At 38.3% G+C, this 12,587-nt stretch carries 11 protein-coding genes and 1 pseudogene; 9 read left to right on the top strand and 3 right to left on the bottom strand.

What is annotated here, in order from left to right; all coding sequences use genetic code 11:
- Positions 1–90: 90 nt before the first annotated feature.
- From OE105_RS07450 to OE105_RS07435, 4 genes and pseudogenes are all read left to right on the top strand, one after another.
- Positions 91–1,752: pseudogene (locus OE105_RS07450) on the top strand (Na/Pi cotransporter family protein).
- A 259-nt stretch (positions 1,753–2,011) separates the two neighbouring features.
- Complete coding sequence (locus OE105_RS07445; RefSeq protein WP_275419581.1) at positions 2,012–2,620, top strand: superoxide dismutase; 609 nt, start codon at positions 2,012–2,014, stop codon at positions 2,618–2,620.
- A gap of 151 nt (positions 2,621–2,771) precedes the next feature.
- Positions 2,772–3,998, top strand: a complete 1,227-nt coding sequence (locus tag OE105_RS07440; RefSeq protein ID WP_275419580.1) for an MFS transporter — start codon at positions 2,772–2,774, stop codon at positions 3,996–3,998.
- A gap of 197 nt (positions 3,999–4,195) precedes the next feature.
- Complete coding sequence (locus OE105_RS07435) at positions 4,196–6,235, top strand: peptidoglycan D,D-transpeptidase FtsI family protein (RefSeq protein WP_275422129.1); 2,040 nt, start codon at positions 4,196–4,198, stop codon at positions 6,233–6,235.
- 218 nt (positions 6,236–6,453) lie between these two features.
- Here the strand turns inward: OE105_RS07435 and OE105_RS07430 are convergent, their stop codons facing one another.
- Complete coding sequence (locus OE105_RS07430) at positions 6,454–6,918, bottom strand: hypothetical protein (protein WP_275419579.1); 465 nt, start codon at positions 6,916–6,918, stop codon at positions 6,454–6,456.
- Positions 6,919–6,920: 2 nt separating this feature from the next.
- Entirely contained in the window at positions 6,921–7,271 is a 351-nt protein-coding gene (locus tag OE105_RS07425; RefSeq protein WP_275419578.1) for a hypothetical protein, read from the bottom strand.
- A gap of 187 nt (positions 7,272–7,458) precedes the next feature.
- Between OE105_RS07425 and OE105_RS07420 the strand changes: the two genes are divergently transcribed.
- The 5 genes from OE105_RS07420 to OE105_RS07400 all read left to right on the top strand — a co-directional run bounded on the left by OE105_RS07420 (position 7,459) and on the right by OE105_RS07400 (position 11,354).
- Complete coding sequence (locus OE105_RS07420) at positions 7,459–8,061, top strand: hypothetical protein (protein WP_275419577.1); 603 nt, start codon at positions 7,459–7,461, stop codon at positions 8,059–8,061.
- A gap of 44 nt (positions 8,062–8,105) precedes the next feature.
- Complete coding sequence (gene rpmG / locus OE105_RS07415) at positions 8,106–8,255, top strand: 50S ribosomal protein L33 (protein WP_275418199.1); 150 nt, start codon at positions 8,106–8,108, stop codon at positions 8,253–8,255.
- 140 nt (positions 8,256–8,395) lie between these two features.
- Positions 8,396–8,968 carry a 5-formyltetrahydrofolate cyclo-ligase gene (locus tag OE105_RS07410; RefSeq protein ID WP_275419576.1) on the top strand — a complete coding sequence of 191 codons (573 nt, stop codon included), beginning with the start codon at positions 8,396–8,398 and terminating at the stop codon, positions 8,966–8,968.
- Entirely contained in the window at positions 8,958–9,752 is a 795-nt protein-coding gene (locus OE105_RS07405) for a DUF92 domain-containing protein (protein ID WP_275419575.1), read from the top strand. Before OE105_RS07410 ends, OE105_RS07405 begins: the two co-directional genes overlap by 11 nt.
- A 423-nt stretch (positions 9,753–10,175) precedes the next feature.
- On the top strand, positions 10,176–11,354 hold the full coding sequence (locus OE105_RS07400; protein ID WP_275419574.1) for a rhomboid family intramembrane serine protease: 1,179 nt from the start codon (positions 10,176–10,178) through the stop codon (positions 11,352–11,354).
- A 9-nt stretch (positions 11,355–11,363) separates the two neighbouring features.
- Here the strand turns inward: OE105_RS07400 and OE105_RS07395 are convergent, their stop codons facing one another.
- On the bottom strand, positions 11,364–12,236 hold the full coding sequence (locus OE105_RS07395) for a hypothetical protein (protein WP_275419573.1): 873 nt from the start codon (positions 12,234–12,236) through the stop codon (positions 11,364–11,366).
- Positions 12,237–12,587 lie beyond the last annotated feature (351 nt).

Here is a 12,587-nt window from a genome sequence, read left to right as displayed (position 1 = left end):
TTTCATAAAAAATATATTTACTTTTTTCTTCCTTTTCGCCATAATTGTATCGGGTTTCGAAAAATGTCGATATTAACTAGCAGGGGTTGAATGAATGATATGGATGTTCAGCAGATGATTTTTGAGTTTATCGGCGGTTTAGGAATTTTTTTATTCGGAATAAAAGCGATGGGAGAGGGGTTGCAAAAATCCGCAGGGGACAGGCTCCGGGATATTTTAGATACATTTACGACCAATCCGCTCATGGGGGTTTTAGCGGGGATTGTCGTCACCGTTCTTATTCAAAGTAGTTCGGCAACAACGGTCATTACTGTCGGTTTAGTCAGTGCAGGGTTTATGAATTTGCGTCAAGCGATCGGCGTTATTATGGGGGCGAATATTGGAACGACGATTACCGCTTTTATCATCGGTTTTGACGTCGGTGCCTACGCTTTACCGATTATGGCATCAGGTTCATTTTTACTGTTTTTCTTCAAAAATAAGAAGATCCATTACGTGGGTCAAGTGCTGTTTGGCTTCGGAGCTCTTTTTCTCGGCTTAGAACTGATGAGTGACGGGATGAAACCGTTACGGGATTTCCAACTATTCCATGATTTAACCGTCAATATGAGTCACATTCCGGTCCTCGGGGTCATTGTCGGTACAATCTTTACCGTTGCCGTACAAAGTTCGAGTGCAACGATCGGAATATTGCAAGGTTTGTATGCGGATGGCTTATTGGATTTAAATGCTGCATTACCGGTATTGTTTGGGGATAATATTGGAACGACAATTACGGCCATTTTGGCAGCGATTGGAGCGAGTATTGCAGCAAAACGGGCTGCATTAAGTCATGTCGTCTTTAACCTATTAGGGACTACTGTTTTTTTACTTTTGCTTCATCCGTTTACGGAAATCGTTTTATTTTTACAAGAATTCCTTGATTTGAATGATAAGATGACGATAGCTTTTGCCCATGGCTTATTTAATGTGACGAATACCCTTATCCAATTACCCTTTATCGGATATTTAGCACTGTTTGTGACGAAGGTAATTCCTGGAGAAGATTCCTTTGTCGATTATAAAATTAAACAGTTGGATCCGAACTTCATCACCCAGTCACCATCCATCGCCTTAGCTGCAGCAAAGGAAGAAGTCATCCGGATGGGGAAATTGGCGATAAAAGGATTGGAACAATCGCGAAGTTATTTATTGACAGGTCAAATGAAACATGCAGAGGTAGCGATGTCGTTGGAAGATGCGATTAATAATTTGGATCATAAAATTACCGATTATTTAATCGCATTGTCGTCTGCTTCCCTATTGCCACACGAGTCACAAATGCATACAACGTTAATGGATACGGTTCGAGATATTGAACGAATCGGTGATCATTTTGAAAACATGGTTGAATTAACGGAATACAAGATCAATAATAAGGTAAAATTATCTGAATATGCCCTTAAGGATATTGAAGAAATGTTCGATCTTGTCTTATCAACTGTTACAGAAGTAATCGAAGCCCTCGATCAAAACGATAAAGGTAAGGCGAATTCGGTTGTTTGTAAGGAAGAAAAAATCGACCAAATGGAAAGAAAATTACGGAAGCGGCATATTTTACGAACGAATGAAGGAATTTGTGACTGACAGGCTGGAATTGTTTTCGTCGACCTCGTCATTAATTTAGAAAGGATCGGCGATCATTCGGTAAATATTGCCGAATCGATTCTCGGAGAAAAGGAAGGGGAACAAGCAAACGTATCAACGATGTAAACATATCCATAATCGGCGAAAGGATTCCCGCTTTTCTAAAAAAATAACATCATTCCTTCCATAAGTGAATGAATCATGCAATCATTCGTTATAATCAATCCCCGAATATCCATTTCGGGGATTTTATTAATCATATAAATTTAAATATGTCAATAGATAAAGGGTGAAAAAAATTAGGCGGTTTATTTGAAAAAGTATGGTCCTTTTGGTATCCTAAAGTTGTAATTGGTACATAACTTATTAAAAAGGAGGAATATCTATGGCTTACGAACTACCTTCTCTACCGTATGCCTATGATGCATTGGAACCATATATTGACGCAGAAACGATGAAAATTCACCATACGAAACATCATAACACGTATATCACGAATTTAAATAAAGCGTTAGAAGGGAAAACAGAATTTCAGAATAAAACGGTTGAAGAAGTGATTTCAAATTTAGATGCAGTACCTGAAGATGTACGCACGGCTGTTCGAAATAATGGTGGTGGCCATGCGAATCATTCCTTCTTCTGGCAAATTTTATCGCCAAATGGTGGAGGTAAACCAACAGGCGAGTTGCTCGATGCAATCAATCATAAATTTGGAAGCTTTGATGCATTTAAAGATGCGTTCACGAAAGCTGCGACTGGACGATTCGGTTCCGGTTGGGCATGGCTTGTCGTTAATAATGGTGAATTAGAAGTTATGAGCACAGCAAACCAAGATTCCCCGATTATGGAAGGGAAAACGCCGATTTTAGGTCTCGATGTTTGGGAACATGCTTATTATTTGAAATATCAAAACCGCCGTCCTGAATACGTGTCCGCCTTTTGGAATGTCATTAATTGGGATGAAGTGTCAAGACGATACGCTGAAGCAAAATAATTGATCGTCTGTAATGATCAGAAAGTGCAGGGGAAATGCCCTGCCTTTTTTATTGATTTAGAAAAGGGTATTTCCATACATTTTTCCCTCGTATCTTTTGCATATCTCCATCGCCTTTTACAAACAATACGTTTGTAAAGGAGCGTTTGGAATGTTGAAAATAAAAACATGGTACCTTAAGGACCGGTTAACCCGTGATTTACGTTTATTGTTGGCTATCGGAGGAATATATTCACTAAGTGTAGCTCTATCGAATACATTTGTGAATGTATATTTGTGGAAAAAAACAGGTAATTTTTTTCACTTAGGGTTTTATAATTTTTTACTAGCAATGATTCAGTTCATCACGTTTATTATTGCCGGTAAAGTTGCCAAAAGAGTCGATCGAATTGTCGTGCTTCGGATTGGACTTGTATTTTTAGCTGTTTTTTTCGTCACTGTGTTGTTAAGTGGAAATTCTGCTGGAAATTATTTGTTTTTTCTCGGTGGGTTACTCGGGGCTGGTTACGGTTTTTATTGGCTGGCATACAATGTGTTAACCTTTGAGATTACGGAACCGGATAATCGGGATTTTTTTAATGGGTTTTTAGGCGTATTAAGTTCTGCCGGTGGGATGGTTGGACCGATTGTGGCAGGATTGATTATTTCTCAGTTTGAACAATTTACGGGATATATGATTATATTCTCCATCTCCCTCGGTTTGTTCGCTGTAGCTAGCCTTCTCAGTTTTTTTATGAAACGACGTTCCGCTGAAGGACGTTATTTCTTTTTAACGGTGCTGAAAGAAAGAAAGCGAAATCGAAATTGGAAGATGATTACAAATGCGACGATTTCCCAAGGATTAAGGGAGGGCATCTTTGCTTTTATTATTAATGTTTACGTATACATTGTTACCGGTAGTGAAATGGCTCTTGGTACTTTTGCCTTTGTCCATTCCTTCGTATCGTTTATTACATATTATGTTTCCGGACGGTTTATTCGAAAACGATATCGGAAGTCGGCCATTTTGTTTGGTGGAATGGTATTGTTCCTGTCGATTTTTATCATTATTTTCCAAGTGAATTATACACTTTTATTGCTTTATTCTGGTGTGATTGCTTTTGCGTATCCGATCGTCCTCGTTCCGTTTTTGTCCACTTCATATGATGTAATAGGAAAAAGTAGACATGCAGCCGAAATGCGGGTGGAATATGTAGTTGTACGGGAAGTGTTTTTAAATATAGGGCGAATGGTATCGATTTTCTCCTTTTTGATCGGCATTTCCTTGTTTCCGGTTAAGATAGTGATTCCTATATTATTAGTCGTTTTTGGAAGCGGTTATTTGCTGATTTATGTTTTTATCCGAAATGTGCATCTGGATGAATCTCCCCCTTTTTAAGGCTTCCCCTTTTTCCCCTTTTCTCATTTTTCAATCTTTCCGCTTCCAATGCCTTGTAAAAAGGACTATGGATATTCGATCGAATTTTTATTACAATATGTATGGTAGGCTCGTAGATTACTTGTATTACGGGAAAGAGGGATTGTCTGTTGAAAAAAAAGCAAAAGAGAAAAAAGAAAAGTCATGTCCCCGTTAGGATGAATATATTATTTTTTATCGTTTTTCTTTTATTTTCCGTATTGATTCTCCGACTTGGCATTGTCCAAATTGTTCAGGGAGAGAATTATCGGAAGCAAGTCGAACAAACGGATGAAATATCCGTAAGCAGTGCTGTACCACGGGGAGAAATTTACGATCGGAATTATGAAAAGATTGCCTATAACACGCCGAGAAAAGCGATTACATATACGCCCACAATTAATCCCCAGCCGAAGGAATTGCTAGAGGTCGCGAAAAAATTAACGGAATTGATTGATATGGGAGATGATAAGGAAAAGGTGACAACAAGGGAATTGAAAGATCTTTGGCTTTTGGAAAACAACAGGGGTGACGAAAAGGTAACGGAAGAAGAGAAAAGAAATTTAAATGACAAGGAAATTTACCAATTAAAACTATCTCGAATAACTGAAGAAGATTTAAAGGAAGTCGACTTAAACTTAGCTAGTATTTATTGGAAATTGTATCGAGCACCGGCCTTGACACCGTCTATCGTGAAAAATGAAGGTGTAACAGATGAAGAGTATGCTCTTGTGAGTGAACATTTAAGCGACCTTCCTGGAGTCGATATTACCATCGATTGGGAGCGGGAAAAAACTTACGATAAAACCTTTCATTTATTAGGAAGTGTGAAAAATATCCCTGCGGAAAAGGCGAACTATTATACGTCTATGGGGTATAAATTAAATGATCGGGTCGGTACGAGCTATTTGGAAGAAATGTTGGAACAAGTTCTTCAAGGACAGAAATCTGTCGTAAAAACGGTGACCGACCGAAGTGGGAATGTGGTCGATACCGAGATTTTATCCGAAGGGAAAAGCGGGTATGATGTCGTCTTAACAATCGATATGGAATTACAGGCAGAGGTCGAAAAAATCATTCAAGAAGAAATTTTAACGATGATTGAATATCCAAATACGGAAACCTTTGACAGTGCCTTTGTCGTCGTCATGAATCCGAAGACGGGCGAAATTTTGACATTGGCAGGAAAACAATATAATCGTGAGGAAAAGGATTTTATTGATTATTCGAACGGTACGTTTACATATGCCTTCGTTCCCGGTTCTGTGGTCAAAGGGGCAACGGTATTGATGGGATATGAAACGGGGGTTATTTCCGCGGGAACGGTACTACGAGATGAGGTCATGCGATTTAAAGGCAATGTTACGATCTCTTCTGTTTCTACTATGGGGTCTATCACTGATTTAAAAGCTTTGGAAAGATCATCGAACGTTTATATGGCAAAGATTGCTTTAGCGATCGCCGGAGGAACGTATACACCGGGTGGTCCCCTAATTATTGATACGAGTCAAATTGATGTGATGCGCAAATATTTCGCCCAGTTCGGATTAGGTGTTGAAACGGGTATCGGCTTTCCAAATGAGGCGACCGGGATCAAAGGAACAGTAAAAGCGACTGAACCAGGAAGTCTTCTTTATTACGGTTTCGGTCAGCTAGATACGTACACGCCGATTCAATTAGCCCAATACGTATCGACGATCGCCAACGGAGGGTATCGGATGAAGCCTCAACTTGTGAAGGAAATTCGTGAACCGAATACGAACAGTGACGAATTAGGCCCGATTGTCGAAGAATTTAAGCCGGTCGTTTTAAATCGGGTAGATATGAAAGAGGAATGGATTGACCGGGTTAAAGAAGGATTTTGGCTCGTTACCCATGGCTCACAAGGGACGGCAAGATATTATTTTGCGAATGAGCCATATGATTTGGCGGGAAAAACGGGGACGGCCCAAACGTATGATGGAAAAGGAAGGCGGACAGAAAATTTAACATTCGTCGGCTTTGCACCATACGATGATCCTGAGGTGGCGATTGCGGTCGTTGCACCGAATGCGTATTTTGAAGGAACCCGATCACGGTATTCGATTGCCAATGTCATCAGTCGACGTGTTTTACGAACGTATTTCGATTTGAAGGAGAAGAGAATGAAGGAAGATGTGGAGCAATCGGATACTTCCACTACAGAAGATGAGGAAATAAACGTTACAGAAGAGGATTAACGTACATTTTTCCTTAGCAAAAGGTGCATCAATATTTCGTTTTTTTATAAAAAGGGACTGTCCGATCGGTCCCTAAGTTGATAAAAGGGAAGGTGGCGGGCTAAGACGACCTCGTAAGTCGAGGAGGTTGAGGCGTGCCTGCGGAAAGTGCCGTCACCGAAATAGGTACAACTGAATTTTTCATTTACGAAGACAGGGGCTGTACTTTTTGACAGCCCCTATTTCGTTATGATTAATACTATTTCATCATAGGTCATTTTTTCATGAAGATGAAAAACACCCGTTCGAATTCCTGTTTGTTTGTCCGATTGTTCGACAAATTTTACAAATTCCCTTTTATTGTTGATTACGCCTTTTTCTTCGAGCATTTGGGCGATGGTATCTAAAACCATTCCCGGTTCAATTTCAATTTCTACCAATTGGGAAGATTCGCCTTTTTCCTCTGTTTTCTCTTTTTTTTCCGAAAGCGTTGATTGTAATTCGGTATTTTCCTTTTTCAATTGGGCAATTTGTTCTTCTAAGTTGTTTAAATGATCCTTTTTTATATATGTATATCCATGTTCAACCATTGTTTGCTTTGCTCGTTCCAATTCGTCTCCCAGAAAAAAGGTAAAATATGAAAAGATGGAGATGGAAACGAACAACATTCCGAGAGAAAAAGCTTGTAAAATTTTTCGATCCATTTTCACACCCCGCGATCAGTCGAATCTAAAATCCCATACACCTCATCTTCTGTCAATGCAGCTTGCTTGGCGATTTTTTCAACGGGAACCCCGTCTTTATGGAGCAGGCGGACTTGATTGACGATGATCGGGTGAAAATCGGGTTTTTCATTCCTTTTCGGCAGGTCGTTGGCCATCAGAAGTTCTTCTTCCAAAAGGCTTAATCGTTTTTTTATTTGATAGTTTTCTTGATAAAGTTTGATGGATAATTGTTCAATCTCATCCTTTAATTCCTTAGTTCGATTTGGAAGAAAGAAAGATAGGAAAAATAGGATGGCAGAAAATATGATAATTCCGATTAAAAAACTTTCCATATCGATCACCCCAATCTAGTGTACCATACCCCTTATCATTCGCATAGATTAATAATTTTTATTGAAAGAAAAATCTTTTTCAAAATACGACAAATTTTGTTTATTGTTCAAATATTCTTTTAATGGTACGATAATAAAAAGATGGTTTTCGATGGAGTGCGAAGGCCAACGGTAGGGACGTGAAAATATGAAAACAATCGGTACGAACGAATCATCCAATCCTTTAAAATCTTATATCCGTTCGAACTATTTTTTATATTTAGGTGGGGAGATGATCCCACTATTTTTGAATAATGAACAAACGGCTGTTGTAAAATCATTACATATTTCCCTAACAGTGAAAAGTTTACGAGGTGTCGATTATTTATCGGAAATCACGTTTAAAAATAAAAAAAATTTTTCGATTCCTCTGAAACTTTATGTGGAAAACGATTTACATCTGTCTGATTATCATTATGGCTTTGCATCGCCAGTGGAAAATGTGCTGTTTTTTACAAATAATAAAGGACTATTTCTTATGTCTGGTATTTTTAAAGATCGATCCTTCAACCAATACGGTGTGATACAAAAGGGAGAAACGTGTGAAAAAATCGTAAATGGAAAAATTCCCTTCCGCCCAATTGCCTGTGGGAATGTAATTGGCCTTTATTCCTTTGAACATCGACTTGAACCCTTTGAGGTTGCTCGAGCATACACTTGGATGCTAATGTCGAAAACGATGTCTGAGGAGGAGTTGCTTAAGAAAGATAAACAATTAAAACAAATACTAGCTTTTTCTAGGGAAAAATGATATTATAGAAAAGTCGTAATTTGTGTAAGACTGGAGGGATTCGTATGCGTGTAAACATTACGTTAGCTTGTACGGAATGCGGAGAACGTAATTATATTTCCACAAAAAATAAACGGAATAATCCAGACCGTTTGGAATTAAAAAAGTATTGTCCTCGTGATAAGAAAGTGACGTTACACAGAGAAACTAAGTGAGCAGCAGGAGTGGAACCTGCTGTTTTTTTATGCTTTGAACTGGGAATTGGGTTGATTCCTTCCTTTCTAAAATTTGTTATTTCGTTGAAAATCGTTTATATAATTAGAAGATGCATGTTTATTTCAAGGGGGAAGATGGGATGAAGAATGAAAAGAAAAAGTTAAGAAAGGCGATTCGAAATATATTAATGGACATGGATCGTTCCGACTATCTCAAAGAATCTCGTGCCATTAAAAAAAATTTGTTTGAAACGGATGTTTGGAAAAGGTCGGACATCATCGGTGTTACCATATCGATTTTTCCTGAAGTGGATACATATGCTTTAATTGAACAGGCGTGGAAAATGGGGAAAACGGTAGCCGTTCCAAAATGTATACCCGCTACAAAGGAAATGATTTTTTTTCAAATCCAATATTTCAATGAGTTGGAAAAGGGGTATTTCGGATTATTTGAACCGGATGAAGAAAAGGTGGAGGCAATTGAGAAGGAGAAGATCCAACTACTTATTGTACCCGGAGTTGTTTTTTCCAGAAACGGACATCGAATTGGTCAAGGGGGAGGATATTACGATCGATTTTTACAAAACTTCCGTGGAAAAAGAATCTCCCTTGCTTTTCAAGACCAAATTGTAGATGATATTCCCGTGGAAAAACATGATGAAAGGGTGGAATTAATCGTAACGGAAAAGGAAGTCATCGACTGTGGCAATTGATGTTTTCATCGTCCTTGGGATTTTTTTCATTTCCATCGTTTCCCGATCTATACAAGCGTTAAATTGGAGCGGCATGGTCGCATCGATTTTTGTTGGTCTAGCGATTTGGGCTGGATTGGAATGGAAGGGATTAGTGTTACTCGGTTTATTTTTTTTCACATCCACCTTTTGGTCAAAATGGGGAAAAAATCGAAAACAAATGGATCTACCAGTCATCGATAAGGAAAAAGGGCGGAATGGGGCGCAGGTGTTTGCAAACGGTTTTATAGCAAGCCTTTTTAGTCTACTATTTGCTCTCACCGATCATCCGCTACTGTTGATCGGTTTTATCGTCAGTATTGCAAGTGCAAATGGGGATACATGGGCATCGGAAATCGGTGTATTCAGTAAGCAAAAACCCGTGATATTATTTACGGCAAAAAGAGTAGAGAAGGGAACTTCAGGTGCCGTATCTATGCTTGGTACTTTGGCGGGACTTGCTGGCTCTTTTGTCGTAAGTTTCACCGCTTTACTCCTTTGGCCTTCGATCATAAGTGGAAAGGATCTATTTTTGTTAACGATGTTCGGTTTACTTGGCATGTTCGTCGATTCAGTGCTAGGAGTAACCGTACAAGAACGGTTTCGGTGTTCCAAATGTGGAAATATAACGGAAAGTCGTAGCCATTGTGGAGTCAAAACGGTTCAAATTCAAGGAGTTCAAGGTGTAAATAATCATATGGTCAATTTCTTATCCATATGTTTCACCTCTATCCTTTCCCTCCTTTTTTATCAATTTTTTGGATAAAAAGTGTTTAGTTATCGGAAACTAACGGAAGGAGGGTGAAAGGTATGAAAATACGTGTAATACGGAAACTGATGTTTGCTTTCCTTCTTTTTTTTATGTATCGAAACCGTTACAAACTAATGAATACGGTTTTACAAAATGAAACCGTTCGGAAGTTCGTTGTATCACTTTTTATGAAATCTCCCTTATTTCGGAACAGATTGATATTCACGCTCTTTCCTAAAAAAATGGATTCGAATATCGAATAAAGGAGTTCGGGAAAAAAGGAGAAGAAGGCAGGTTCGAAACCTGTCTATTTTTTATCGATGAAAAGGAAAGAAAACACGAATTCTGCTTTACAATTTCTTTTATCATTCGATATAGTATTTGTATAAGAAAAGATGAAGAAATCGGAAAAAACGAAATGGGAAAGTAGGGAAGCGATTGAGTTTCAAAGAAGAATACGTTTTTTGGCGAATCGTTCACTATTTGATGTCTGAAAAAAAATACCGAATGATTAATCTCTCACCGAACGGTAATGAAATATGGTTGGAAAATATTTATGAAAAACCATTTCCTCTGATTCGAATCATTCGAACGGATCTGGATTGGAGTAATTGGTTAAGAAACGATATTGTCCGAACGAAAAGAAACGGAGAGGTGATTCGTCAATCCTTTTATAAAAAACGATTGGATGTATTTAGTTTGTATATTACTCCCCTTCCACCTGTCAATGATTATGAGGATCATTTAGGCTGGTCTAGAGCCGTTAAAAATGAACGTGTATCCGTTTATACGTCCTTGTTTTTGACGAACGATGTTCAACATTCCTTATCGGAATTCCAAAAATTTTTCGGCAATATGTCCATCGATTCAGTAAAAGATCATTATGAACCGTATGAAATCGAAACCGTGAAAAATGCGGTGATGAACTTAGCTTCTAAAGAAGTGAAAAAGGAAAGGAGAATATTTGAAGCAGGGAAACCCTTTTTTACGAATTTGTTTCTAGTCGTACAAATCCTAGTTTTTTTCCTAATGGAATTGATGGGTGGGAGCGAGAATCCATATGTTCTGATTCAATATGGCGCAAAATTTAACCCGCTAATTTTAGACGGGGAATGGTGGCGGTTTTTTACCCCCATTTTCTTACATATCGGAATCATTCATTTATTGATGAATAGTATCGCCTTATACTATTTAGGAACGATCGTGGAAAAATTGTTTGGGAGATCCCGATTTTTGTTTATCTATTTATTTTCCGGATTTTTCGGATCGTTGGCAAGCTTTATTTTCAGTCCAACGATTTCTGCCGGAGCAAGTGGTGCAATCTTCGGTTGTTTCGGGGCCCTGTTATATTTTGGTATCGTCTATCCCCGTTTGTTTTTCCGAACGATGGGTATGAATGTTCTCGTTGTTATTGGGTTAAATTTGCTATTAGGTATTATCGTTCCAAATATCGATATGGCCGGTCATATTGGCGGACTTATCGGTGGATTTTTAGCTTCAGGCGTATCGTATTTACCAAAACAAGACCGATTCAATAAACGGTGGGTTTTTCTGTTAGTCACAGTCATTTTTACTGCTGGAATGTTGTACTACGGATTTACTTATCCAAATATATAAATCATTTTTTTAGGACTGAATGTTTTGTTGAAGTATGATCATCTGTCCGTCTGATGTTTCGATGGTAATAAATAAATGATTTTTATTTTTTGGAATCCAAATGATTGGAATACTACTACCGAGTGGAGGGATGATTGCCCCCTCCTGATTTTTCATTCCGAAAAAATAATTTTTATACAATCCCTCCATCAATTGTCCGATGATTCTCCTCGTTTCTTCCATTGAATAATGGGGGAACGGTTCATTGGAATAGGTGGCTAGTTTTGTTAACGGGATGGGATCGTACAGGATCGGTTGGATATGGCCCGTTTGTGTTGCGAATTGTTTACTATTTTTCAATGTTTCTTCTGATTTTTGATCTAGCATTTCCTTCCACAGCGCTTCCTCTTTTGTTTTTGGTTCGTGGAAGTGTATCGTTGAAGCCCCGGTCTTTACCACGTATAATTCGTCCTCCGATAGGGCTTGGACACTCGTTATTTTCTCGTTCGATTCATGGATTTCTGAATGATGAAAAGTAATTGCCTGGAAGAGGGCATCTTCATTAAAGGGGAATGTTTTCTTCATTTCCAATTCGCGTACATCCCTTTTCCAGTTGCTGACTTTTCCAATTAGTCGGCCATTGGCAAAAAGAAAGGTCACATCCTGGCGTAAATAAGCCCTTTGGTCGAAATTGGAAAAAGATCGGAGGGTGATTTCAAACCATTTCTTTTTTCGTCCCTCATATTGTAAGTCAGTACTTGTTTGGAAAAAGGAAGCATTCGGATCGGGAGGAAAGTAAGTGATGCTTTCTTTCGTCTCCTCCATTTTCTCCTTTTCCCAATACAAATAAGAAAAGAAAATTAGTCCTGTAATAAAGAATAAAATGAGCGTTTCCCTCTTCACCGTTCCTCTCCAACCTTTCCCATCGGTACGTAAAAATGAGGCTTCAGTAGAAAATATATGAATTTGACCTATTTTTATGTTGATTTGTATTAGATCCTATTCGAATTGGATTCCTTTTCCTTGTTACGACAAGCTAGTACAAAGGTTTGATTGGAAAAACGTGAGAGGAAAAAATAAATCTTTTTACAGAAAGTTGCAGCATAATTTTTGGACTTTGATGGGTGATGCCCTTCAAATGTATGATTAAGTTTGGTTACGAAACTTTTGGATACATCGATCAATTTTTAATGAAAAATTGTTTTCCCTTACTACAAAAATACAATGAACATTGAAGTGGGATGGTGTATAATG

Origin of the sequence: Fervidibacillus halotolerans (assembly GCF_026547205.1) — a bacterium.
In the GTDB taxonomy this organism is placed as follows: domain Bacteria; phylum Bacillota; class Bacilli; order Bacillales; family Caldibacillaceae; genus Fervidibacillus; species Fervidibacillus halotolerans.
This window is presented reverse-complemented; position numbering and strand designations above follow the sequence as displayed.

Excerpts from the sequence above, each read along its gene's own strand:
- OE105_RS07440 (WP_275419580.1), top strand. The coding sequence starts at position 2,772 with ATGTTGAAAATAAAAACATGGTACCTTAAGGACCGGTTAACCCGTGAT.
- OE105_RS07425 (WP_275419578.1), bottom strand. The coding sequence starts at position 7,271 with ATGGAAAGTTTTTTAATCGGAATTATCATATTTTCTGCCATCCTATTT.
- OE105_RS07420 (WP_275419577.1), top strand. The coding sequence starts at position 7,459 with ATGAAAACAATCGGTACGAACGAATCATCCAATCCTTTAAAATCTTAT.
- rpmG (WP_275418199.1), top strand. The coding sequence starts at position 8,106 with ATGCGTGTAAACATTACGTTAGCTTGTACGGAATGCGGAGAACGTAAT.
- OE105_RS07445 (WP_275419581.1), top strand. The coding sequence starts at position 2,012 with ATGGCTTACGAACTACCTTCTCTACCGTATGCCTATGATGCATTGGAA.
- OE105_RS07410 (WP_275419576.1), top strand. The coding sequence starts at position 8,396 with ATGAAGAATGAAAAGAAAAAGTTAAGAAAGGCGATTCGAAATATATTA.
- OE105_RS07435 (WP_275422129.1), top strand. The coding sequence starts at position 4,196 with ATGAATATATTATTTTTTATCGTTTTTCTTTTATTTTCCGTATTGATT.
- OE105_RS07430 (WP_275419579.1), bottom strand. The coding sequence starts at position 6,918 with ATGGATCGAAAAATTTTACAAGCTTTTTCTCTCGGAATGTTGTTCGTT.